The organism is Prauserella sp. PE36 (assembly GCF_003311655.1).
Classification (GTDB): Bacteria; Actinomycetota; Actinomycetes; order Mycobacteriales; family Pseudonocardiaceae; genus Prauserella_A; species Prauserella_A endophytica.
The window spans coordinates 220,246-241,982 of sequence record NZ_QEQT01000041.1; the positions used below are offsets into that span (position 1 = coordinate 220,246).

A 21,737-nucleotide genomic window follows, 5' to 3' on the forward strand; every position below is an offset into this window, starting at 1 on the left:
ACGTCGAACACCCGAGTCGACGCGTCGCGATGGCGTCATGCCTGAAGGAGGTCGGTGGTGACCACTACCGCAGGTTCGACCAGCACGGACACGACGGCGCAGAAACCGGCGTCGCCGAACGCGTGGGCCGGTCGTGACGGCAAGACTCCTTCGCGTTTGAGCGGCAGCGGCCGGCGACGCAGCGTGCCCTACCTGTTGCTCGGTGTTCTGCTGGTCCTGGTGTGCGCGGCCGGCGGTGTGTTCGCCGGAATACAGCTGGGTGACCGGGAAAGTGTGCTCGCACTGGCCCGTCCTGTTGCCGTGGGCCAAGTTCTGACGGCGCAGGATCTCAAGCAGGTTAGCATGGCCGCGGACTCCGGCATGGACGTGATGCCCGCATCGGCTGCGTCCACAGTGGTGGGTCAGCCGGTTGCGTTCAGCCTGCCCGCTGGCTCGCTGGTGACCCGTTCGGTGCTCGGCGCACCGCAGATTCCGTTGCAGGGCAAGGCAATCGCTGCGGTGGGGCTGAAGCCGGGACAGTTCCCGCCCGACCTGTCGCCGGGTACCACCGTCGCGGTGCTCACGACTCCAGGGCAGGGCACAACGACCGGAACGTCGACCGGTTCCGGGCAGACGTCGTCGTGGACCGCGGTGGTGACGAGCATTGCCACGCGCGAGACCGAGCAGACCACGGTGGTGTCGCTGCAACTGTCCGAATCGGACGCTCGCGCATTGGCCTCGGCTCCGGCGGGGCAACTCAGTCTGGTCGCGATCGCGGGAGGAGGCCGCTGATGCTCATCGCCGTCTGCTCGCTGAAAGGGTCGCCGGGTGTGACCACCCTGGCGACCGCGCTCGGGGCCCGTTGGCCGGGCCAGGAGAACCCGATCGTGGTCGAGGTCGACCCTGCCGGCGGTGACCTGATGGCCCGCTTCCGGTTGCCCGACACACCGGGTCTGGTCAGCTTGGCCGCGGCGGCACGAGGCCGCAGCGGTGCCGATCCGAATCTGCTCGTCCAGCACACGCAGCGTCTCCCCGGTGGCCTGCGGGTGGTGCTCGGCCCGGTCGGTGCCGAACAAGCTCGCGCCGCCCTGACGGTGCTGGCCTCGGGCCCGTCCTCGCCGCTGCGTCGGGCCACAGACCAGCCGGAGACCACGGTCATCGCCGACTGCGGCCGGGTCGATCCGGACTCACCCGCTTTCCCGATCATCCGCAGCGCGGACGCGATGCTGCTGGTCGCCCGCCCACATGACGACGAGCTCGCGCACGTCGCGCTCAAGCTGCAGGCCGCCCAACAGTGGTCACGACGCCCGTGCTTCGTCCTGGTCGGCGACGGCTACCCGACCGCGGAGGTCTCCCAGGCGCTGCGCATCCCGGTGATGGGTCGCGTGCCGCGCGACGACAAGGGCGCCGCGGTGCTCGGTGGCCAGGGCACCGGCCGACGTGGGCCCGACAAGTCCGCGCTGGGGCGGGCTGCCGCCAGGATCGCGCTCAACCTTTATGCGCACGGGCACCAGCCGACCGGCAACGGCGCCCGTGCCCCGCACCTGCGGCTGGCAGTTCCGGGTGAGCCGGTCTCGGGTGCGGCGCTGCAACCGCTCGGGCCGCAAACCCGTAACGGGGCGACGCCATGACGCGGCCTGACGTCGGTGATCCGCGCCTGGCGGCGTCGACCAACGGCGCCGGCCCGAACCTGGCTGCCCAGCACACGCCTGGACCGGCGGATCTGCCACACCGGCCCGCCGGGGAAGCCGCCGCGGTGGAACGGCTGCGGCAGCACCTGCGCGAGGAGTTGTCCACCCAACTCAGCAGGCGCATCCGGGCTGATGAGACTGCCGGCCGCCCGCCGATGGACGCCCCAGCACGCCGCCGGCTGGCCGAGGCGATCCTGACCGACGCGGCCGAGGCGCACGCCCAAGCCGAGCTGCGCAACTCCGCCACCGGCGGGATGCTCGTGGCGCCCGAGGTCGAGCAGCGCCTGATCCGCCAGGTCCTCGACGAGGTCTTCGGCCTGGCCGGTCTGGAACCGCTGCTGGCCGACACCGACATCGAGAACATCAACATCAACGGCGACCGTGTCTTCGTCAAGTACGCCGACGGCCGCCGCAAGCGGTTGCCCCCGGTGGTCGGCTCGGACACCGAGCTGATCGACCTCATCCGCGACCTGGCGACCCGCTCCGGGGTGGAGGAGCGCCGCTTCGACCGCGGCAGCCCGATCGTGAACTTCCAGCTGCCCGGTGGCGAGCGTGTCTCGGCGGTCATGGCGGTCACCGCGCGCCCGTCGGTGTCGATCCGCCGGCACCGGTTCGCCAAGGTCACGCTGGCCGAGCTGCGCGAGAACGGCACCATCGACGTCGCGCTGGAGAGCTTCCTGAAGGCCCTGGTGCGGGCCAAGCGCAACGTCCTGGTCACCGGCGGCACGGCGATCGGCAAGACCACCCTGCTGCGCGGCCTGGCCTCGGCCATCCCGTCGTGGGAGCGGCTGATCACCATCGAGGACGTCTTCGAGCTCGGCCTCGGCGAGGACGCCGAGGCGCACCCGGATGTGGTGGCGCTGCAGGCCCGCGAACCGAACATCGAAGGGCAGGGCGAGATCTCGCTGTCGGACCTGGTGTGGCAGTCCCTTCGGATGAGCCCGGACCGGGTCATCGTCGGCGAGGTTCGCGGCCCGGAGGTCATCCCGCTGACCAACGCGATGTCCATGGGCAACGACGGCAGCATGGGCACCCTGCACTCCTCCAGCAGTCAGGGTGCGTTCACCAAGCTGGCTGCCTACGCCGTGCAAGGCCCCGAGCGGTTGCCGATGGAAGCGACCAACCTGCTCGTCGCCGCGGCGCTGCACTTCGTGGTGCACCTGGAAAAGCCCCGCGACGACCCGAGCAAGCGCGTGGTGTCCTCGATCCGGGAAGTCGTCGGCGCCGACGGCGCACAGATCATCAGCAACGAGGTCTGGCGCCCCGGCCCGGACCTGCGCGCCGTACCGGGCGCGCCGCTGCGCACCGACACCGTCGGCCTGCTCGTCGAGGCCGGCTACGACCCGGACCTGTTCGAGCGGCGCGAAGGGTGGTGGACGCCATGACCACGACCGCCGCCCTGTTCGGCCTACTCGGTGCCGGTGTGGCCGTCGGTGTCCTGCTCATCGCCGCCGGACTGCGCGGCCGACCCGCCCGTCCGGCGACGCCGTCGCGGCTGAGCGCCTGGCTGGCCGCCCGGCATGACCGCAAGCGGGTTGGCTGGCTCGTCGTGGCCGTGCTCGCCGGCTTGGCCGTCGGCGCGGTCACCGGCTGGGTGGTCGCCGCCATCCTGACCGCGCTCGCCGTCGTCGGCCTGCCGCGAATCCTCGGCTCGAACGTCGACCACAAGCGCCACCTCGAACGCATCGAGGCGATCGCCGGGTGGACCGAGATGCTGCGCGACACCCTGGTGGCCGCGGCCGGTCTGGAACAGGCCATCCTCGCCACCGCCCCGGCCTGCCCCGAGGCGATCCGCGAGGAGATCACCGAGCTCGCCGTCCGGCTGGAGCGCGGCGAACGCCTCGCACCGTCGCTGCGCCACCTCGCCGACCAGCTGCGCGACCCCACCGCGGACCTGGTGATCTCCGCGCTCGTGCTGGCCGCGGAGCACCAGGCCCGGCAGCTGGCCGACCTGCTCGGCGAACTCGCCAGCGAGGCACGCGAGCAGGCGTCCATGCGGATGCGCGTCGAGGCCGGCCGCGCCCGTACCCGGACCAGCGTGCGCGTCATCGTGATCACCACGCTGTCCTTCGCGATCGGGCTGGTGCTGCTCAACCGCGGCTACCTCGCCCCCTACGACTCCGCGTTCGGGCAAATCATGTTGCTGTTCGTCGGCGCGCTGTTCGCGGCAGCTTTTGCTTGGCTGGCAAGGATTGCGCGGATGCGTGAGCCGGAGCGCTTCCTCACGGAGCTGGCCACGATCCGGCCCCACGACGCCGACGTGGACGTCGATGACTTGCTCACCGGGAAGGGGGCGTCGTCATGATCAGCGCGTTGTTGTGGGGCGCCGGGCTCGGCGTCGGCTTGTGGGCGCTCGTGATCTACGTGTTCCCGCCGAGGCCGCCGCTGCGCGCTCTGGTCGACCGGTTGCACGCGACGCCCGCGCCGCCACCGATCCTCACCGCGGACTCCGACGGCTGGGCGTTGCGCGTGGGCCGGCCGTTCATCAAGCCGTTGGCCGCACTCGGGTTGCCCAACCGCAAGCTGCGCAACGACCTCGCGGTCACCGGCAAGAGCATCGAGCACCACCTGGCCGAGAAGGCCACGCTGGCGCTGACCGGGCTGTTGCTGCCGATCCTGATGCAACTGCTGCTCGTCGTAGCCGACGTTGGTCTCGGCTGGGAAGTCCCCGCGGTCGCGAGCCTGCTCTTCGCGCTCGGTGGATTCCTGTTGCCGGATATCAGCGTGCGGCAGGAAGCCGAGCGGCGGCGCTCGACCTTCCGGCACGCGCTGTCGGCCTACCTGAACCTGATCCGGGTCCTGCTGGCCGGCGGCGCCGGAGTCGACGGCGCGCTGTCGGACGCGGTCGGCATCGGCAAGGGCTGGGCCTTCCAACAGCTGCGCCGCGCGCTGGTCACCGCCAAGCTGACCCGCACCACACCGTGGTCGACCCTCGGTCAGCTCGGCACCGAGCTCGACGTGCATCAGCTGTCCGAGCTAGCCGCCTCGGTCAGCCTCGCCGGCACCGAAGGCGCCCGCGTTCGCGCCAGCCTCGCGGCCAAGGCCGCGGCGCTGCGCACCCGTGAACTCACCGACGCTGAAGGCGAAGCGCAAGCAGCCACCGAACGCATGAGCCTTCCCGTGGTGATGCTGTTCGGCGGATTCCTGATTTTCATCGGGTTCCCAGCCCTCGCGAGCGTGCTGGGAGGTCTCTGAGTTCCACAAGAACTGTCCATACCGGACCCCGAACCACGGGGGAGAAGCTGATGTTCACCGAAGTTCAGATCCTCATCGCCCGCATCCGGGGCGAGCTGGAGCGGCTGCGCCGCGACGAGGCGGGCTACTCCACCGAAGCGGTCGTGGTCACCGCCCTGCTGGCGGCGCTGGCCATCGCGGTCATCGCGATCATCGTCATTAAGGTCACCCAGAAAGCCAACGGCATCAACCTGTAGGCCGGTGACCACAATGCCTCGACGCCCCAGCCGACCCCGCACGCCGAACACACGCGAGCGTCCACACCGGACACGTGTGCGGGCGGCGCTGCGCCGGCTGCGGACGGATCAGCGTGGCGCCGGCACGGTCGAACTCGTCATCGCCACGCCCCTGCTGTTGCTGCTGATCCTGTTGATCGCGCAGTTCGCGCTCTACATGCACGCCACCCACATAGCCCAAGCCGCCGCCTCCGAAGCCCTGTCCGCAGCACGCGTGTACGGCGGCAGCACTGCCGCGGGCAATGCCGAAGGACAACGAGTCCTCACCCAACTCGGAAGTGGCCCGCTGCAAGGAACATCGGTCAACGTCCAGCGAGGACCGAACCAAGCATCCGTGACGGTCACCGGAACCGTGATCAACGTGATTCCGTTCGCGACCTTCACGGTGCACGCCGAAGCCGTTGGGCCCGTTGAGAAATTCACCCCGCCGACCGGTGCAGGGGCGGTGGCACCATGACTGCGGCCCGCCGTCTTCCCGCGTTCGCGCGCTCGATGCGCGCGAGTATTCGCGCGCTGCGCCGGGACGAACGAGGCTCCGCTGCGGCCGAGCTCACTCTACTGACCCCGCTGCTGATCCTGCTGCTGTTGTTCGTGGTGTTCTGCGGTCGGCTGGCCGACACCAAGCTGCGGATCAACGACGTCGCGCACCAAGCGGCCCGCGCCGCCACCCTGGCCCGCACCCCATCGCAGGCCACCGCCAACGCCCAAGCCACCGCCAGCGCAGCCCTGGCGTCCGCGGGGATCACCTGCCAGTCGTTGTCGGTGTCTACCGACACTCAGGGACTCAAGCCGGGCTCCACGGTGACCGTCACCGTGTCCTGCAGCGTCGGCCTCGGGGACCTGACCTCGCTCGGCGTGCCCGGCAGCCGGACGTTCCAATCCAGCTTCTCCTCCCCGGTCGATGTCTGGCGCGGCACCGCCCCCAACGCCCAAGCGGGAGGTGCGCCATGAGGGTGGCCGCATCGCTGCGCCGCCGAACCGGCCGGCTGCGCGAAGACCAGGACGGCCGGGTGACCGCCTTCGTCGTCATCATCGCCCTCGCCGCGCTGCTGTTCGCCGGGCTCGTGCTCGACGGCGGGCTCGCCCTGGCCGCCAAGGTCCGTGCGATGGGCGAGGCGCAGGAAGCCGCGCGGGCCGGCGCCCAGGAAATCGACCTGACCGCCTACCGCACCGACGGCACCCTGCGCCTGGTCCCACACCAAGCCAGCGCCGCGGCCCGCAGCTACCTCGCCGCCGCCGGCCACACCGGCACCGTCTCGGTCGCCGGCACCACCGTGAACGTGACCGTCAGCATCGACCAGCCGACCCAGCTGCTCGGGCTGGTCAGCATCGGCTCAATCACCGTCACGGGAACCGGGCAGGCCCAACCGCAACGCGGAATCTCCGGAGTACTCCCATGACGACCTTCACATGCTCGTACCCAGTTCAGTGCCACACCGGGGAAGGAGACCAGGATGGCGACGACTGAAGAGATCGAACGCCGCGTCGAGCAAGCCGACGCGGCCCGCAGCGCGAAGCGGGCAGCTGCTGCCAAGCGCGTCGGTGAACTCGCACTGCTGCGGGCAGAGGTGGCCGAGAAACTCGGCGACGTCGAGCGAGAACTCGGCGACGTCCTCGCTGAGTCCAGCGACGTCATCAGCGTTGACGAGCTGGCCAAGTTCACCGACGTACCGGCCACCGACCTCACCCAGTGGCTCAACGGCCGCAAGACGACTCGCCCCAAGCGCAAGCGGTCTACCGCCGGCACCGCCACCGCGAAACGGGACGCGAGCCAAGCATCGTCCACATCGAACCCGGCGCCGACCACCCAGCAGTCCGCGTCACCCGAGCTCGCCGGACCTCGCAACGGCGCGGCGGACACCTCCACCCGGATTCCCACGCCGGTGACATGACGCCGCTTGCTCCGCTGGCGACCGCGGAGCCGTAAACCTGTACGTCCAAGGAATCGAGCACGCCATGACCGCACACTCGCACTCCCCTCACCGAAAGCCGATACGGCCGAGGACAGGCCGCCCCGCGTGGTGGGCACTGGCCGCGGTGCTCCGGTTCGTGCGCGGTCTGCTCGCCCTCGTCGTCCTGCTCGCGCTCGTGGCGGGCCTGCCCTGGGCCCTCGTGCACTTCGTGGGGTGGCCCCTGCCTGACGACGTGCCGACGTGGGACGAGATCCAGGCGACGCTGCTCAACCCGATGAGCGCGCAGTTCCTGCTCAACACCCTGGCGGTGCTGTGCTGGATCGTCTGGTTCTTCTTCGCGCTCGACGTCCTGCGCTGCACCGTCGACGCGGCGCGCGGGATCACCTGGCCGCAGGTCCGCCCGCCTGGCCCGCTGCACGGGCTCGCCGCGGCTCTGATCGGCACCATCGTGCTGACCCTGCTCGGCAACCGGACCCCGTACACGGCTCCCACCCCGGCCACCGCAGTCTTGGCCGCCGATCTCACGCCGGTCGCCGTCGTCGCACCGCTGACCCCAGGCCCGACCGCGCAGGCCGCGGCTCCGCAGGCGGCCGTCGTCCCGGCCGCCACGTTGGTGGTCGATCGGGCAGCGCCGGCCCCGCCGGGCATGGTCCAGGTCACCGAGGAGGTCCGGCTCCCCGAGGACGGGATCTACGACAGCCTGTGGCGGGTCGCCGAACGCATCTACGGTCCCGGCGGCGGAACCCGGTGGCCTGAGTTGTTCCAGCTCAACCGCGGCGTGGAGCAGCCCGACGGCCGCGCGCTGACCCAACCCAACCTCGTGCGCCCCGGCTGGAAGATCACCGCCTACATCCCGGCCCCGCCCGAACAACATCCTCCCGGCGAGCAGCAGCCGCAGGTGCCGCCGCCGCAGCCGCCACCTCCTCCGACGAGCACTGCACCGACCACGCCTCCGTCAACACAGCCCGCGCCGAACACGACCCCGGCGCCGGCCACGGCGGACGAGGCCGGCCAGCACCACGACGACCAGGCCGAACCGGGGCTGGACCTGCTGACCGGCGTGTTCGTCAGCCTTGGCCTGGCCGGAGCGATCACGACGGCCATGGTGTCGGTCCGGATGTGGCGCCGACGCCGCTACCGCATCGGCAGCGGCGACCGCGCCGACCTGCAGCGCCCGATCGCGCCCGTGGTCCGCGCCCTGCGGGCCGCCTACGACCAGGACGACGGCGACCGCAGGCCCGTAGACGACGTGGAGTTCGTCGACCTCGCGCCGGCCCCACCGCGGATCCACATCACCGCCGCCGGGGACCTGGAACCCGACGACAAACCAGTCCCCGTACCGGCGAAGGTCGGCGTGCGGGGCGGTCGCGAACTCGCCCTGAACCTGGCCAGCACCCGCGGCCTCGGTCTCGCCGGACCTGGCGCCACCGCCGCTGCCCGCGCGCTGCTGCTGCACCTGCTCACCGAACAGCAGCCCGGCGACGGCATCCGCGTGCTCGTCCCCGCCGACGACCTGCACCTCGTCTTCGACGGCACCGACGTCGAGAACCTGCCGTCCACCGTCCACGTCGTCGCCACGCTCGACGCTGCCCTCGACGAGATGGAAGCGGCCCTGCTCACCCGGACCCGCCACGCCATCGAGCAGACCGAAACCCGACTCACTCCGGCCTCGCTCGTGCTGCTCGCCAGCCCCACGCCCCACGCGGAACGCCGCCTGCAAGCCGTCCTCGACAACGGCTCGACTCTCGGCCTGGCCGGCGTGCTCCTCGGCCAATGGCGCCCCGGCGCGACCGTGCGCGTCCGCCACGACGGCACCGTCAGCGCGACCAGCCCTGGCCTCGGCGACGCCCTCGCCGACACACGCCTGTTCAGCCTGCCCTCCACCGATGCCACCGAACTGCTTGCCGTGCTCCGCGATGCTGAAGGCCCCGCCGACCTGGCCACACCCGACCACGCAACCAGCGGCTTCACCGGCGACGAACTCGCACCGCCCGCAGACGATCACGACGTTGCACCCACGCCGCCCGTCCCCGAGCAGCGCTCGGTCGACGAGATGACCCAGCTCGAATCCACCCGCCCGCCGGAACAGGAAGACAACCAGCAGACCCCACCGGCCCCGAGCCTGCAACTGCTGGACGTCCACCCCATCCCCGTGGACGTCCCGCCGAAGGCCCCGGCCGCAGCCACCCCGGACGACACCGACGAGCGCCGCACGGCCGCCGAGGACGTCAAGCCGGCCGCCGAGCAGGCACCGGCCGCCGAGGAACCCCGGAAACCGGACAACGGTGACGTGGCAGCACCGCAAACCCCGCTGGTTGTGCGTGTGCTGGGACGCCTGCACCTGGCCCTGCGCGGCGACGAGGGAGAACGCGAGCTCAGTGGCGCGCTGACACCGAAGCAACGGGAACTGCTCGTCTACCTCGCGCTGCACCCCCACGGCGTCCGCCGCGAAGTCCTCAACGAGGCCGTCTGGCCCGACAGCCGGCCACCGCGGCCGTACAACTCGTTCCACAACACCCTGTCCATGTTGCGCCGCGCGCTCACCGACGCCACCGACGGCAGGATCAACAACCTCGTCGTCAACGACGACGGCCGCTACCAGCTCAACGACGAACTCGCCGTCGTCGACTACTGGCAGCTCCAGCACGCCCTGCAGGCGCCCCGCCCACCCGACGCCGCGGCCCAGGCCCAGCTGCACGACGCCGTCGAGCTCTACCAGGGCGACCTCGCCGAGGACCTGCTCGTGCCCTGGATCGAACCGGTCCGCGAGGCCACCCGACGCGACGTCCTGGACGCGCTCGGCGCCCTGATCCGCGCGCACGGCGACAGCGCCCCAGAAACCATGCTCACGCTCCTGGAACGCACCCGGAAGCTCGACCGCTACAACGAGGGCGTCTACCGCGACATCATCCGCACCCAAGCCCGCCTCGACCAGTACGCCGCCATCCCCCGCACCCTCGCGCTGCTGACCACCACGCTCGACGAGATCGGCCAACATCCCAGCCCCGACACGCTCAACCTCGCCGACTTCCTCCAACGCCGCGGCAGCACTCGGCGGCCGGTCTCCACCGACAACGCCGCGGCCAGCTGAACCGCGTCCGCCAGTGCAGCGGTAGCTCAGTCAGGCTGATCCTCGTCGTCCTGCGGCTGATCGCCGTCGTCCGGCGCCTTCTGCAGGCGCTCGATCAGATCGAGGTTCTCTTCCGCCCAGTCGATCAGAGGCCGCGCCCGGACCAGCAAATCCGCGCCCGCGGGCGTCAGCGAGTACACCACCGACCGCGGAAACGTCCGTTCCTCGACCCGGTCCACCAGGCCGGCGGTCTCCATCCTTCGCAAGGTCCGGCCCAATGCCCGGCTCTGAATCTTGCGGACCAACCCGGTCCACGGATCGAACGTGGTCATCTCCTGGATGGCGGCATGAAGCTCGTTGTAATGCAGCGGCCCAGCATTCAACGCCACCAGAATGTGCGTGATCCATTCCCCGTTCAGCACGTGACGGAGATCCCGCGACCGCGCTAGGTACCTAGCGTCCCCCGTTACCATGTACGCCCCCATAATCGTTCGTGACGGCTCGCCTACACTCCGCCCCCGCGGCACAGGCGAGCCCTGAAATTCAAAGTGAGAATCGCCTCCTTTCTGGCCAGAGGGCGTATAATCGTCTCCGTCATCGGCCACCTCGGTTGATCAGTGTCAAGGTTGTCAACGCTACGTCAAACGGGGTACCCGGTGCAGCGTATTTCTACTTAGGACGAACCGGCGTCACCACACCGAGTGACCAACTAGTAGATCAACAGTACGATCAGTGATCACCTCGTAGTGTCCTGGTCACCTACCGGACGACGGTCCGATTCAACTGCCTACTAGAGCGGTAGCCCTCCGAGTCCGCGAACTGCCTGGTCACCGGCCCCGCAGGGGCTACCGATGTAACGCCCGACTCGGTGGCCGGCAGGCACATGAACAGTCGACTTGGGTGGGTGGTCACCTGCCGTTACTCGTGACCCCGTGGTCCCCCTGGTTGCGCTGGTCACCATCCATCCGTACCCCACTTCCCGCTGTCTGATCGTCATGCATTGCCCGCATCTCGCTGCTCTGTTCGTTACGGTGGCAGCCTCCTGCTGTGCAGTCGCCGCTGATCAACTTGACTCGAATTCGACGCTGTATCAATTTGCATCGGATTGCCACTTGCGCTTGACAATCACAATTTCGACGGCGTGTCAATACTCAAACTTTGTTTGAGTTCTCTCGGGGTGAATCGCATGAGCCGAAAGCTGGATTAAACATGCTCGCGATTCACCATTTCTCGGCACTTCGCCATTCATAAACCCAGAAAAGCAAGAGATGAGCTGTCCGCTCCGCTGGGCTCCGCCGTGCCGGCTGCTGTCCGCTCCGCTGGGCTCCGCCGTGCCGGCTGCTGTCCGCTCCGCTGGGCTCCGCCGTGCCGGCTGCTGTGGCTCTTCTATGCCCCGGTTTGGGCAGTGGAGACCGAGAGGCCCGGCTGACGCTGCGCAACTCTGACCAGCCGTTTTGCACCGCAAGGTCACGGAACGGTAACGACGGGGCCTCTTGGGCTTGCAAAGTGTGGACCCAAGATGTGTACTTCTACATGTCGACTCCACACCAGGAAGTAAACGGATCGAACCGAGAGGGTGAGGACCAGGGCACGGCGTCCCTGCGAGCTCTCCGATTCGGTCAGTACCTCCTTCCGGGTGTCGAGATGACAGTAGTCCCGTAAAGCGCGGGCAACGGCTTGGGCCGTGCGGACAGCAGCGAAACCGTGCAGAGCAGCGTGAAGAACGACGCGTAGCCAAACGCGCATTTCTAGTCTGGAATGCGTAGTAACTGCGCTTGCAGCTTCGCGACGTAAAGTTCTTGCTATAAAGCGGAGAAGCGCGCATAAATGGCATGCCTGCCACAGGTGTGTCCCCAAGATAAGTCAATGGTGGTCCAGCACCGAAAAACGTCGCAACGTGTAGGCGTTCGAGGTTGTTTTAGGCGGTTGCCGACATTGGGTTTCTCTGGCTTGAGAGCGTCACTCTCGCCTGCCCATAGCACGCCAAACCCTTACGGGCATGGTTCCTTGCGTTGCGCGCTAGACATAACGGCTTATCCCAACAGTGTTTTAGAGATTCAGGGAATGTGCCATCGAAACGCGCAACCCTCACCCGTGAGTAGTGCCGTATTGCCCGGATACAGGATCTGTCCCCTTTGCGGAGATCTCACAACGGCGAGGGTTGCGCGTTTCGGTGCCAGTTCACAACTGGCCTGAATCGCTGCCAGTCAACCACTTTCGCACACGAAATGGAGTACCGCCATGACTACGACTCTGATCGATTGGTCCGCCCGGATTAGCGCCATGGCGGACGCTCTGTCCGTTCCGGATGGCGGATTTTCCGTCAACCCGAGCGACGGTTCCGACATCAGCACGGGCTATGCGGTTGCCGTACATCCGGAACACGAACGCGTTTTCGACGGTTCCGTGACCAGTAACGATCTTCACGAGTACATCGCGCAAGCAAAAGACGCTCTTTCGCTACCCGGTCGCGTTCTCGGTGGGTAGCGCGACCCTGCGACCGGTCGCGTCTACCTGGACGTTTCCGTCGTGACCGCGGACCTGTCCGACGCAATGACCCTCGCGCGGGAAACCGCACAGCTCGCCGTTTTCGATTTTTCCGCCATGGAATCCATTCCGGTCACGGTCGCGGCGTGAATCAAGGAGTGAAAACCGATGAGTGCAGTCATTGTCATGATCAGCGACGGGCAAGCGCGACGGATTGCGTCCGATTGGCACGACGGTATGTCGTCCGCTCTGTATTCCTTCGCGTCATCGGGTGCGATTGACCTTGACCGCGTACGGGACGAGATCTCCCGCGAGCTGTGGCAATTGGACGTCGGAGAAGTGCGACGCGAATTGCTCGCCCTGGACAAGTACGTACGAACGGCCGGCGCGCGTCCCGCGCAATCGGGATGGTCCCGCTTGTGGGACGACTCGCCGGTGACCGTGAATCACACCTAAGAGGACTGAATTGTCATGCCTGCCCCCAGCGATCACCCATGGTTCCGGGCGCACCCTGTGAGTCACGAAAACATCGTGTGGCACTGGGAACAGGCCACACCCGACGAAATCGCGCAAGGAATGCGCTGGTATGCCGACGCGCACCACGTGGCAACCGCCATCGCGAACGGTGACGCCCATCTCGGCGCCGGAATGCTCGCGATTTACTCACCACAACAGGGATGGATCGGCAACGTCCTTAATGCCGCTCGCGTATTGCGCGAGGGTAGGGGAATCGGCGGGCCCGGTTCCGGAATGTTCGCCACGACCGGCCAGAAACGCGCTGCGGATCGGCTGCTCGTCGGTGAGCGGTATGAGGACATCCTCAACGGTCCGAAAATCCGCGACTTTGCCCACCTGATCGAGTTCGGCGGAGATCAAGATCCGGATGACCCGCGCGTGGTGATCGATCGGCACGCGCTGTCGGTGGCGCACGGTCGCGCGCTCACCTCCGAGGAGTACGACTCGGCGCCGGTCAACGGGTTCCGCCGTAAGGACGGATCGGTTTCCCGTCGGCAGTACGACCACGTGGTGAGCCTGTACCGCCGTGCCGCGGAGCTGATCTCCGCACGCGGGGGAGAACGGGTCTCGGCGCACCAGGTGCAGGCCGTGACCTGGTTGGTCCGTCAACGGCTCAATCAGGAAGCCGAGCAACGGCGCGGCCCCAACCGGCTGGACAGGGGACGCAACCATGCCCGCGCGAATTCCGAACGCGCGTGGAACGAATTCCGGACCGTCTACCTGCCTGATCTGGCCACGTGCCCCGGTACGGGTTACCAGTCGGCTGCCTAAGTGAGGTCTCACGATGACTGACACGCAGAACCGTTCGATTCCGACAACTGTTATTCGGGTCGGTGACCTTATCTTTCTGGACAGTTTCTCCGGACTCGTACCGGCCAAGGTGACCGGGTACACCCCGCGCGGCGAAATCGCCGTATTGGTGACCGCCACGCGCGGCGCCTACCGCCGTGGCGAACACACCACATTCGCCCCGAGTGGCTGTGTCCCGCGCGCACACGTCCGCGTGCGTTGCGGACAGTTCCGCATCTTCGGCGCGTGGACCTTTGACGGACTGCGCGACGAATTTCAACCGCGCTGGGCCTGAAACCCGCGCACGTAACCGACCCGATCGGCCAACGTCAAGGGAGATCACATGTCCACCGACACGGACAACGTCGTAGAGCTTCACTTTCAGTACGCCCAAAACGGCTACGTCATGACAGACGACACGTACGGCGAACAGGACGCCGATAGCGCGGTCGCGTTCACTCGTGACGGGTGTGCGTTTGTCGCCTGCGAGCGCGCACCGCGCGGACGTTGGCGTATCGAGTCCACCGACGGCGCGGCTGGTCCGGTGCCGCTGTCCGCCTACCGGTACCGATTTTCGGGCCTGGCGGACGCTGCGGAGTACGTCGCCAAGAAGTGCGGCGCCACGGTCCGCCGAGTCGATTCCTGGATCTAGCGCAATCGTCCAGCGCATCCCCGGAAATTTCACTGATAGTCAGCCGCGTGTCTCGGCGCCCGTTCATACGGGCGCCGCGCAGCTCTCACCCGCGCGCAACGGTTGCAACGGCTCGGCTTTCCGTTGCGGATTGTTCGACTCATCCGCGCGTACGTCATCACCTCCGTTTCCCGAATCAGTAAAGGAGTTCAACCATGTTCGTGTACGGCGTGTCCCTCACCGATATTCACAGCGTCGTACGCGACGTGTCCAGCGCGCTCTACGACGGAAACATCACCGTGCGCACGGGCGAGGATCGCAGCAACCGCGCAGGCCCCCGCGCCACGTTCACCCTTCGCGCCACCGACACAGCGGGTTCCGGCGCGAAGGGAAGCGCGTCCGCGTTCGGTAAGGGCACCGGTCCGAACGGCAGGCGCCGCACGATTTCCGCGTGTTGGCACGCCCACTACGACGTGCTGGCTGAGTTGTTCGCCCGATTTCCGGCCGCCCGTGTGGTTACGGCGGTCGCCACCTACACCGCGGCCACGTTCCGGGAACGCGCTCTGGCCACCGCCTGCCTGAATGTCGGAAGTCAGTTGTACCCGGTGACCGCGCCGGATTGCTGCGAGTGCGACCACACCGACTACGTCGACACCTTCGACCAGGTCGCCGGCACCGGTTACGTCGACGACTCCGACTGGATGCCGTCGGGCGACGCGATGCGCCCGAACACGGACGTCGACTACTTCCTTGATCAGCTCGACCGCGTGCTCGCCGAACAGTGACTCCCTTTTCCCAGCACCTCCGCACATTCACGCAATTCGACCGACGAAAGCGAGCACCACGATGACCAACGACCATTCGACCACTCTGGACGCGCTGCGCGCGGAGCTCGACCGGGAGCGCGCACGGGCCGATTCTCTGGAGACGGTGAACCGTGTGCAGGCCGGCAGCCTCACCGGCCTGGCCAGGCTCGCGGAGGAACTCCGCTGCCAGGTTGCCGACCTGCACGACGATGCGCTGAGCTCGCGCCCGATGCCGGTGCAGGGCTTGCGCAACGTCACCGGCCGCATGGACGGTTTGGCGGAGACCTTGAGCCGCGCGGCGCGCGGCTACTCCGGCGCCCGGACCACGGACATGATCTACCCGTCCGTGGACGATGACCTCCGCGCACACGGGTGGACGCCCCGACCTGACCGGGGCCTGGACGGCGTGTTGCCGCCGATCCCGATCACCGAGCTGGGCGACCGGCGCGGCTATGCGCGCGGCTGGCATCGCGGCCCGCAGTGGATCACGTTGTGGTTCACCGGACCGTGTGCACTGGCCTACGCGGACATCAGCGACCACGGCCGGCTCACCGACGTCGACGCCGTGCGCGCCGTGATCACCTCCCGCCGGCCGTTGTCCGCGGAGGCGCTGATGAAGTGGGTCGCGGCCCGGCAGCAGGCGCACACGGTGCCGTTCGATGCCTCGTACGTCCGGGTGTTCGCGCACCTGCGGTCGTCCTGGGGTGGGGGCCTGGTTGTCGATGATCGGTGCGACGAACACGGCGCCCCCGCGCCCGATGGGCCCGGTAAGCGCTCCGTGTGGGCCTGCCCGAGCGACCCCGATTTCCGGCTCTACGTCTGGGGCATCGGCAACAAACCGGCCCACGTCCGCTACTGGGCCGGGCCCGTGGTCGACATGGCCCACCTGGTCCAGATCACCGGCCACTGCCGCTGACCTCCGTCTCTCCTTTCCCGCCGGTCGGCCGTCCCCGTCGACGGTCGGCCGGCGCCTCGTCGTGCGCCGGTTACCGCCACACCTCACCACTAGGTCGGCCAGCTCGACTCGGGCTGGCCGTCAACCAGCAACCACGGGAGAACCCCATGACCACCCTCGACCTCGCACACACCGTCGCCGAGCACCTCGGCACGGGGTGGCGCGCCTACACCGGCAAGGCCGCCGACGGCTCGGAAGCCCATCTCGCCGGACCGAACGATCAGGTCCTCGACCTGTTCGACGGCACCACCACCGGCCGCAAGACCGACCAGGGCCGATTGATCATCGCCGGTCACCTCGGCTTCCTGCGCAACCACGTCCCGCAGGACCACGAGCAGGACCACAAGATCACCGTGGACCAGCGCAAACCGCCCGACGTGATTGCCCACGAGATCCGGCGCCGGCTGCTGCCGAACTATGAGGCCGCGCTGCACGCGGCCTGGGACGAGAAGCACGCCAGCGACGGCATCGCCGCCGCCCGTGAGCAACTCGCGGCGACCGTCGCGGCACGCCTGGGCGTGCAGCGCCAAGACCAGGACACCGACTTCCACTTTGGCACGGTCGACGCAGGCGTCCACGGACGCGTCTGCGTGCGGCCTGGCGCGTCCGACTCGGTGTTCACCGTCCGCGTCCCGCACGACCGGGTGGCCGAGTTCGCCCGATTGCTGGCCACGTTCGGACACCTTCCTTGATCACCTCCGGCCGTTCGGTCCACCCCCTCCTGTGGCCGAACGGCCGGACTGTGCCTTGCCGATTCCGCTCACCTCCGGCCCGAAGGGACCGATACCGCCATGACCACCTCCTCCACCATCGCCCCCGTGGCGGACGTTCTCGACTGCGGCCACCCGCCCACCCCGGACCCCAGCGGGATCGGCACCGGCCGTGCGATCGACCCGACCACCGGCGCCACGAGCTGCTACCCGTGCTCGAACGAACGCGAACGCCACGCGATGACCCGCGCGAACACGTTCGTCGCCTACGTGTCCTCGGCTGGCGACGCGCTGACCACCTGGCCCGGCGGGCACCTGGCCACGATCGACCCCGCCGACGCCCACCAGGTCGGCCGGCGCACCTACACCCCATTCGGCGGACGGTGGACCCGCTACGTGTGGCACGCCACCGACGTCGACGGAGGCCGCTGGACCGGCGTCAACGGCGGCCGTGGCCTCGTCATCCGCGTCCACCGGCTGCGCGTGTGCACCTGGCAAACCGAGTTCGGCAACGGCCGGCCCCCGCGCTACTGCCACCGCCGCGCCACCCACGCCGGCCAGGGCGGCGCCTTCGACCTCTACTGCCGCACCCACGCCCGCCAGGTCTTCGACCTCTACGGCTGGACCACCACCGCCCTGTCACCCCGCGCGCTCGCCCAGACCGGCGCGTGAAACCGCGCCACCACAAGGAAAGGAGTCCCTCGTGTTCGTGAAGTTCTACGACCGCCTCGATCTGTCACGGGCGCGCCTGGACGACGTGCTCACGGTGCCCGCGAACCGCGCCAAGGCGCTCGACGTGGCGCGGGAGCGCCACTTGCCGCGCCAGTCGCTCACCCGCGCGACCACCCGCATGGGCTTCTGGGTCTACGTCTTCCAACTCGGCGCCGATGTCCAGCTCGGCACGGTCACCCTGGCCGGCGCCGAGCCCGGACCCGAGCACGTGGTCACGCTGCCGGTCCGCCAGCTCGACCACTACACCACCCCCGGCATGCCGTTGACCGAGATGGCCGGGCTGCTGGCCGCGGTCGCCGAGGACTACCCGCCCACCGCGCTGACCGCGCTGCTGGCCGACAGCCTCACCAAGGTCCTCGACCTGTGGGCCGACGCCCGCCGCAACGGCCGGCCCGCGATCGACATCCGCGACCTCGACCGCGCCGTCACCAGTGAACTCGCGCCTGCCGTCCGTGCCTGGCGTACCGGCGACGCCTTCCCACGCCCGCGCCTGGCCGACACGGCCTGGCCCGAACCCGTTCCGAGGTGAACACCATGCCTATCGACGACCCCACGACCGCAACCCCGTCCGAGATCGACGAAGAGCTCGCCCGGCTCGGTATCGAGCATGCCAAGGCCACCGACACCCTCAACGGGCTCACCGCCCGCGTCCAGCGTCTGGTGAACGACGGCATGGCCGAGTACGCGACTGAGTTGCGGCCCCGGATCGAGCAGGCCCGCCAGACGATCGCCGGGTGCGAGGCCGCCGCGCGGCCCCTCGATGCGGAGTTCGAGCGTCGGGGCGGCTGGACCCGCGCCTGGCTGGTCGACAACAGCGGTCGCCACGTGCACCGCACCATGGCGTGCCGCACCTGCTTCCCGTCCACCCGGTTCGCCTGGCTCACCCAGCTCTCCGGGCACGACGAGACCGAGATCGTCGAGCAGGCTGGCAAGGCCGCGTGCACCGAGTGCTACCCGAGCGCGCCGGTCGACGTCCGCAACCGGCCCAGCCGGATCAAGACCCCCGAGCAACTCGCGCGGGAAGCGGAGAAGGCCGAACGGGCGAAGGCCAAAGCCGCCAAAGCGATCACCGCACCCGACGGAACGCCCTTGCGCACCAAGGGGTATGGGCAGATCGACACCGAGTTCACCGCGCGGCGCTCCTACGCGGACGCCTTGGCCTACGCCCGGTATCTGACCAGGGCAAGCATCGCCCACCACCGAGACACCATCGCCGAGTACCGCGAGGATGCGCAGCTCATCCTGGCCGCGCTGGCCGCCAAACACGGCCGGACCGTGGACGACCTGCGCGCCGAACTGGCGCCGAAGGTCGAAGCCAAGTGGAACCGCGAACACCGCAACTGGGGCTAATCGCTCCCGTCAGGCAACCCGTTCTCGCGAAAGGACTCATCCGATGTTTCTGGTCGAAACGCTGGAAGACCTGGTGCACAACTACCTCGAAAATCCCGCTCGGCCCGGCTCGGCCGTCGGCAAGGTCAACGCGCAAGACCTGGTCAGCCACGTCGTGCAGCACCTCGCCGAGCGCGGGGTCGACGTGGGATTTCAAGACGGCTCACGCCTTACCCTGCCGGGCAGCGCGCCCCGGTGGCCGGAGTCCGAGCGGCACCGACTTCCCTTGGTACTCCAGGAAAACGACGACGGGCACGTCCGCATCTACTGCGACGGCCGCGACTGCGTCTGGTCCTGGCCACTCTACCAGCACGCGAACGCGCAGACCAATGGCGACACGATCACCAACGCTGTCGAGCATGCCATCCGGAGACACCGCCACTCCTGGCCACTCCGGCAACCAGCTACGCAACTCAGCGAGATGCCCTCCTCAGCACCAACTCGCCACGGGGAGGGCATCGCGCTGCATGGGCTGACACACATCCGAAGGAGCTCGAACCGCCATGACTACCAACGACATTCACGATGCCCGGCAACTCATCGCCGAGATCAACGTCCCCGCGGAACGCCCGCGCTGGGCTTGGTGGGCCCCGGTGACGCCACCCGGTACCACGCCACGCTGATAAACGCAGCACCCAGCGCCACCACGGTCGGCACCGCGTCGGGTGGCACCTTCCGCGCTCTCGTGATCACGATCGAACTGTTCAGCTTGAGTCCCACCTCGATCGTGATCCCGCGGCCCAATGCCGACTTAGACCGTTACACCGCAGAGGAATGGGTCTTCCGGCGGTTTCCTGGTGGCTGGTGGGCCGGTGTCCGGCCGCTGCTGGCCGCACTGGGCTGGACGCCCACGACCGACCGCGACACCAGCTACCGCAGCACGGACCACCGCGACATCACCACGGCGCAGCGCGGCCCAGACGCCGCCCGCTAGCACCAGGCACCGCAGTTCCCCGGCCACGCGGCCGGACTACCCACCCGCACCCACGCCACACCGACCCGCGTCCGCGCGGGCCGGCGATGACGGCCGCCCGCCTTCCGAGGAGATCATCATGAACAGCACCGACAACACCGATCTGCCCACCATCGCCGATACGGCCAACCGTAAAGCCACCTTCGAGCCGATGACGAACGAGGACGAACGGCCGACGATCACCGTCGCCGGAGTCCACGTCGCGCTCTACGTCGACCCGGCCAGCCGACAAGCGGATGTGGCGGCTCACGGGACTGTAATTTCGTTGGTGTAACTCCTGAGGTGAAGGAGACATCTGTGACTGATGGGACGGGCAACGGCGGCGAGGCGAAGGCTCCGGCGATGGCGGATGGAGTGGACGATCAGCTGGTGCAGCAGCTGGCGGATCGGGCGCGGGCCGAGGGTCTGCAGTTGACCGGTGAGGGCGGCCTGCTGGCGATGCTGACCAAGAAGGTGGTGGAGTCGGCGTTGGAAGGCGAGATGGACGACCATCTCGGCTATTCCAAGCATGACCCGGCCGGCCGCAACGGCGGGAACTCTCGCAACGGCCGGCGCGGCAAGAAGGTGCTGACCGAGGCCGGCCCGGTGGAGATCGCTACCCCGCGGGATCGCGACGGCAGTTTCGAGCCGCAACTGGTGGGCAAGGGCCAGCGCCGGCTGACCGGGCTGGATGATCTGGTGATCTCGTTGTCCGCCAAGGGGCTCACGCATGGTGAGATCGCCGCGCACCTGGCCGAGGTGTACGACGCCGAGGTGTCCAAGCAGACCATCACCACCATCACCGACCGCGTGATGGACGGCATGGCCGAGTGGCAGAACCGGCCGCTGGATGCGGTGTATCCGGTGGTGTTCATTGACTGTGTGAATGTCAAGATCCGTGAGGGCAACGTCGCGAACCGGCCGATCTATCTGGCGCTCGGCGTCACCGTGGAGGGCACCCGCGACATCCTCGGGCTGTGGGCTGGCGAACACGGCGACGGCGAGGGAGCCAAGTACTGGCTGCGGGTCCTCTCGGAGATCAAGAACCGCGGCACAGCCGACGTGTGTATCGTCGTGTGCGACGGACTCAAGGGCCTGCCCGAGGCCATCGAAACCGTGTGGCCGCAAGCGATCACCCAGACCTGCGTCGTCCACCTCCTGCGCAACAGCTTCCGCTACGCCTCCAAGCGGGACTGGGCGGCGATCGCGAAGGACCTCAAGCCCCTCTACACCGCGCCCAGCGAGTCGGCGGCACTGGACGCGCTGGCTGCCTTCGGTGACAAGTGGGAGGCCCGCTACCCGGCGATCATCAAGCTATGGGAGAACAGCTGGGCGGAGTTCGTGCCGTTTTTGCAGTTCGACGCCGAGATCCGCACCGTGGTGTGTACCACGAACGCCATCGAGTCGATCAACGCGCGGATCCGACGGGCGGTCAAGGCCCGTGGCCACTTCCCGACCGAGGCCGCCGCGCTCAAGTGCGTCTACCTAGCGTTGATGAGCCTCGATCCCACCGGCACTGGGCGCAAACGCTGGGTCGCCCGTTGGAAGGCGCCGTTGAACGCTTTCGAGCTCACCTTCCCCGGACGCCTGACCACGAACAAGAAGTAGAACCGACAAGATCAGTTACACCAGCTTCTTGACAGACCC

At 68.3% G+C, this 21,737-nt stretch carries 26 protein-coding genes; 25 read left to right on the forward strand and 1 reads right to left on the reverse strand.

Going from position 1 to position 21,737, the window contains the following annotated elements; translation table 11 throughout:
• Positions 1 to 57: 57 nt before the first annotated feature.
• The 11 genes from DI005_RS07655 (at position 58) to DI005_RS07705 (ending at position 10,144) form a co-directional block, all read left to right on the forward strand.
• Complete coding sequence (locus tag DI005_RS07655; RefSeq protein WP_112277131.1) at positions 58 to 771, forward strand: SAF domain-containing protein; 714 nt, start codon at positions 58 to 60, stop codon at positions 769 to 771.
• Positions 771 to 1,610, forward strand: coding sequence for a chromosome partitioning protein (locus DI005_RS07660; RefSeq protein WP_110341329.1), 840 nt, complete (start codon positions 771 to 773; stop codon positions 1,608 to 1,610). Before DI005_RS07655 ends, DI005_RS07660 begins: the two co-directional genes overlap by 1 nt.
• The gene (locus tag DI005_RS07665; protein WP_110341331.1) at positions 1,607 to 3,055 is read left to right on the forward strand and encodes a CpaF family protein; all 1,449 of its coding nucleotides are present in this window, start codon (positions 1,607 to 1,609) and stop codon (positions 3,053 to 3,055) included. The genes DI005_RS07660 and DI005_RS07665 overlap by 4 nt, the downstream gene beginning before the upstream one ends.
• The gene (locus DI005_RS07670) at positions 3,052 to 3,975 is read left to right on the forward strand and encodes a type II secretion system F family protein (protein ID WP_110341582.1); all 924 of its coding nucleotides are present in this window, start codon (positions 3,052 to 3,054) and stop codon (positions 3,973 to 3,975) included. The genes DI005_RS07665 and DI005_RS07670 overlap by 4 nt, the downstream gene beginning before the upstream one ends.
• A complete protein-coding gene (locus tag DI005_RS07675; RefSeq protein ID WP_112277132.1) occupies positions 3,972 to 4,865 on the forward strand; it encodes a type II secretion system F family protein in 894 nt (297 codons plus the stop codon). The genes DI005_RS07670 and DI005_RS07675 overlap by 4 nt, the downstream gene beginning before the upstream one ends.
• A 50-nt stretch (positions 4,866 to 4,915) precedes the next feature.
• Complete coding sequence (locus tag DI005_RS07680; RefSeq protein WP_112277136.1) at positions 4,916 to 5,101, forward strand: hypothetical protein; 186 nt, start codon at positions 4,916 to 4,918, stop codon at positions 5,099 to 5,101.
• Positions 5,102 to 5,177: 76 nt separating this feature from the next.
• Positions 5,178 to 5,597, forward strand: coding sequence for a TadE/TadG family type IV pilus assembly protein (locus DI005_RS07685; protein ID WP_233520033.1), 420 nt, complete (start codon positions 5,178 to 5,180; stop codon positions 5,595 to 5,597).
• On the forward strand, positions 5,594 to 6,091 hold the full coding sequence (locus tag DI005_RS07690) for a TadE/TadG family type IV pilus assembly protein (RefSeq protein WP_233520034.1): 498 nt from the start codon (positions 5,594 to 5,596) through the stop codon (positions 6,089 to 6,091). Before DI005_RS07685 ends, DI005_RS07690 begins: the two co-directional genes overlap by 4 nt.
• Before the next feature lie 2 nt (positions 6,092 to 6,093).
• Entirely contained in the window at positions 6,094 to 6,540 is a 447-nt protein-coding gene (locus DI005_RS07695) for a pilus assembly protein TadG-related protein (protein WP_233520035.1), read from the forward strand.
• A 54-nt stretch (positions 6,541 to 6,594) separates the two neighbouring features.
• On the forward strand, positions 6,595 to 7,032 hold the full coding sequence (locus tag DI005_RS07700) for a hypothetical protein (RefSeq protein WP_110341339.1): 438 nt from the start codon (positions 6,595 to 6,597) through the stop codon (positions 7,030 to 7,032).
• 64 nt (positions 7,033 to 7,096) lie between these two features.
• The gene (locus DI005_RS07705; RefSeq protein WP_146240082.1) at positions 7,097 to 10,144 is read left to right on the forward strand and encodes a BTAD domain-containing putative transcriptional regulator; all 3,048 of its coding nucleotides are present in this window, start codon (positions 7,097 to 7,099) and stop codon (positions 10,142 to 10,144) included.
• Between the two features lie 26 nt (positions 10,145 to 10,170).
• Here the strand turns inward: DI005_RS07705 and DI005_RS07710 are convergent, their stop codons facing one another.
• Complete coding sequence (locus DI005_RS07710; protein WP_158559785.1) at positions 10,171 to 10,545, reverse strand: helix-turn-helix domain-containing protein; 375 nt, start codon at positions 10,543 to 10,545, stop codon at positions 10,171 to 10,173.
• Between the two features lie 1,819 nt (positions 10,546 to 12,364).
• Between DI005_RS07710 and DI005_RS37905 the strand changes: the two genes are divergently transcribed.
• The 14 genes from DI005_RS37905 to DI005_RS07770 all read left to right on the forward strand — a co-directional run bounded on the left by DI005_RS37905 (position 12,365) and on the right by DI005_RS07770 (position 21,698).
• Positions 12,365 to 12,610 (forward strand): hypothetical protein, encoded by a 246-nt coding sequence (locus tag DI005_RS37905; RefSeq protein WP_146240083.1) that lies wholly within the window; start codon positions 12,365 to 12,367, stop codon positions 12,608 to 12,610.
• A 168-nt stretch (positions 12,611 to 12,778) separates the two neighbouring features.
• Positions 12,779 to 13,066, forward strand: a complete 288-nt coding sequence (locus tag DI005_RS07715; protein ID WP_110341346.1) for a hypothetical protein — start codon at positions 12,779 to 12,781, stop codon at positions 13,064 to 13,066.
• Between the two features lie 15 nt (positions 13,067 to 13,081).
• Positions 13,082 to 13,897 (forward strand): hypothetical protein, encoded by an 816-nt coding sequence (locus DI005_RS07720; RefSeq protein WP_146770628.1) that lies wholly within the window; start codon positions 13,082 to 13,084, stop codon positions 13,895 to 13,897.
• Between the two features lie 13 nt (positions 13,898 to 13,910).
• Complete coding sequence (locus tag DI005_RS37910) at positions 13,911 to 14,210, forward strand: hypothetical protein (protein WP_146240085.1); 300 nt, start codon at positions 13,911 to 13,913, stop codon at positions 14,208 to 14,210.
• 48 nt (positions 14,211 to 14,258) lie between these two features.
• A complete protein-coding gene (locus DI005_RS07725) occupies positions 14,259 to 14,567 on the forward strand; it encodes a hypothetical protein (RefSeq protein ID WP_110341350.1) in 309 nt (102 codons plus the stop codon).
• 194 nt (positions 14,568 to 14,761) lie between these two features.
• Complete coding sequence (locus tag DI005_RS07730; RefSeq protein WP_110341352.1) at positions 14,762 to 15,331, forward strand: hypothetical protein; 570 nt, start codon at positions 14,762 to 14,764, stop codon at positions 15,329 to 15,331.
• Between the two features lie 61 nt (positions 15,332 to 15,392).
• Positions 15,393 to 16,268 carry a hypothetical protein gene (locus DI005_RS07735; protein ID WP_110341354.1) on the forward strand — a complete coding sequence of 292 codons (876 nt, stop codon included), beginning with the start codon at positions 15,393 to 15,395 and terminating at the stop codon, positions 16,266 to 16,268.
• 146 nt (positions 16,269 to 16,414) lie between these two features.
• On the forward strand, positions 16,415 to 16,999 hold the full coding sequence (locus DI005_RS07740; protein WP_110341355.1) for a hypothetical protein: 585 nt from the start codon (positions 16,415 to 16,417) through the stop codon (positions 16,997 to 16,999).
• Between the two features lie 99 nt (positions 17,000 to 17,098).
• Entirely contained in the window at positions 17,099 to 17,689 is a 591-nt protein-coding gene (locus DI005_RS07745; RefSeq protein WP_110341356.1) for a hypothetical protein, read from the forward strand.
• Between the two features lie 31 nt (positions 17,690 to 17,720).
• Complete coding sequence (locus DI005_RS07750; protein WP_110341357.1) at positions 17,721 to 18,278, forward strand: hypothetical protein; 558 nt, start codon at positions 17,721 to 17,723, stop codon at positions 18,276 to 18,278.
• A gap of 5 nt (positions 18,279 to 18,283) precedes the next feature.
• Entirely contained in the window at positions 18,284 to 19,099 is an 816-nt protein-coding gene (locus DI005_RS07755) for a hypothetical protein (RefSeq protein ID WP_110341358.1), read from the forward strand.
• A 43-nt stretch (positions 19,100 to 19,142) separates the two neighbouring features.
• Positions 19,143 to 20,072, forward strand: coding sequence for a hypothetical protein (locus DI005_RS37915; protein WP_146240086.1), 930 nt, complete (start codon positions 19,143 to 19,145; stop codon positions 20,070 to 20,072).
• A gap of 118 nt (positions 20,073 to 20,190) precedes the next feature.
• Entirely contained in the window at positions 20,191 to 20,385 is a 195-nt protein-coding gene (locus DI005_RS07765) for a hypothetical protein (RefSeq protein ID WP_110341360.1), read from the forward strand.
• 68 nt (positions 20,386 to 20,453) lie between these two features.
• The gene (locus DI005_RS07770) at positions 20,454 to 21,698 is read left to right on the forward strand and encodes an IS256 family transposase (protein WP_110341587.1); all 1,245 of its coding nucleotides are present in this window, start codon (positions 20,454 to 20,456) and stop codon (positions 21,696 to 21,698) included.
• The last annotated feature ends 39 nt before the right edge of the window (positions 21,699 to 21,737 follow it).

Coding starts and splice junctions, on each gene's coding strand:
- DI005_RS07700 (WP_110341339.1), top strand. CDS start 6,595: ATGGCGACGACTGAAGAGATCGAACGCCGCGTCGAGCAAGCCGACGCG.
- DI005_RS07725 (WP_110341350.1), top strand. CDS start 14,259: ATGTCCACCGACACGGACAACGTCGTAGAGCTTCACTTTCAGTACGCC.
- DI005_RS07720 (WP_146770628.1), top strand. CDS start 13,082: ATGCCTGCCCCCAGCGATCACCCATGGTTCCGGGCGCACCCTGTGAGT.
- DI005_RS07755 (WP_110341358.1), top strand. CDS start 18,284: ATGCCTATCGACGACCCCACGACCGCAACCCCGTCCGAGATCGACGAA.
- DI005_RS07770 (WP_110341587.1), top strand. CDS start 20,454: ATGGCGGATGGAGTGGACGATCAGCTGGTGCAGCAGCTGGCGGATCGG.
- DI005_RS07680 (WP_112277136.1), top strand. CDS start 4,916: ATGTTCACCGAAGTTCAGATCCTCATCGCCCGCATCCGGGGCGAGCTG.
- DI005_RS37905 (WP_146240083.1), top strand. CDS start 12,365: ATGACTACGACTCTGATCGATTGGTCCGCCCGGATTAGCGCCATGGCG.
- DI005_RS07705 (WP_146240082.1), top strand. CDS start 7,097: ATGACCGCACACTCGCACTCCCCTCACCGAAAGCCGATACGGCCGAGG.
- DI005_RS07690 (WP_233520034.1), top strand. CDS start 5,594: ATGACTGCGGCCCGCCGTCTTCCCGCGTTCGCGCGCTCGATGCGCGCG.
- DI005_RS07675 (WP_112277132.1), top strand. CDS start 3,972: ATGATCAGCGCGTTGTTGTGGGGCGCCGGGCTCGGCGTCGGCTTGTGG.
- DI005_RS37915 (WP_146240086.1), top strand. CDS start 19,143: ATGTTTCTGGTCGAAACGCTGGAAGACCTGGTGCACAACTACCTCGAA.
- DI005_RS07740 (WP_110341355.1), top strand. CDS start 16,415: ATGACCACCCTCGACCTCGCACACACCGTCGCCGAGCACCTCGGCACG.
- DI005_RS07660 (WP_110341329.1), top strand. CDS start 771: ATGCTCATCGCCGTCTGCTCGCTGAAAGGGTCGCCGGGTGTGACCACC.
- DI005_RS07745 (WP_110341356.1), top strand. CDS start 17,099: ATGACCACCTCCTCCACCATCGCCCCCGTGGCGGACGTTCTCGACTGC.
- DI005_RS07715 (WP_110341346.1), top strand. CDS start 12,779: ATGAGTGCAGTCATTGTCATGATCAGCGACGGGCAAGCGCGACGGATT.
- DI005_RS07665 (WP_110341331.1), top strand. CDS start 1,607: ATGACGCGGCCTGACGTCGGTGATCCGCGCCTGGCGGCGTCGACCAAC.
- DI005_RS07730 (WP_110341352.1), top strand. CDS start 14,762: ATGTTCGTGTACGGCGTGTCCCTCACCGATATTCACAGCGTCGTACGC.
- DI005_RS07670 (WP_110341582.1), top strand. CDS start 3,052: ATGACCACGACCGCCGCCCTGTTCGGCCTACTCGGTGCCGGTGTGGCC.
- DI005_RS07735 (WP_110341354.1), top strand. CDS start 15,393: ATGACCAACGACCATTCGACCACTCTGGACGCGCTGCGCGCGGAGCTC.
- DI005_RS37910 (WP_146240085.1), top strand. CDS start 13,911: ATGACTGACACGCAGAACCGTTCGATTCCGACAACTGTTATTCGGGTC.
- DI005_RS07765 (WP_110341360.1), top strand. CDS start 20,191: ATGAACAGCACCGACAACACCGATCTGCCCACCATCGCCGATACGGCC.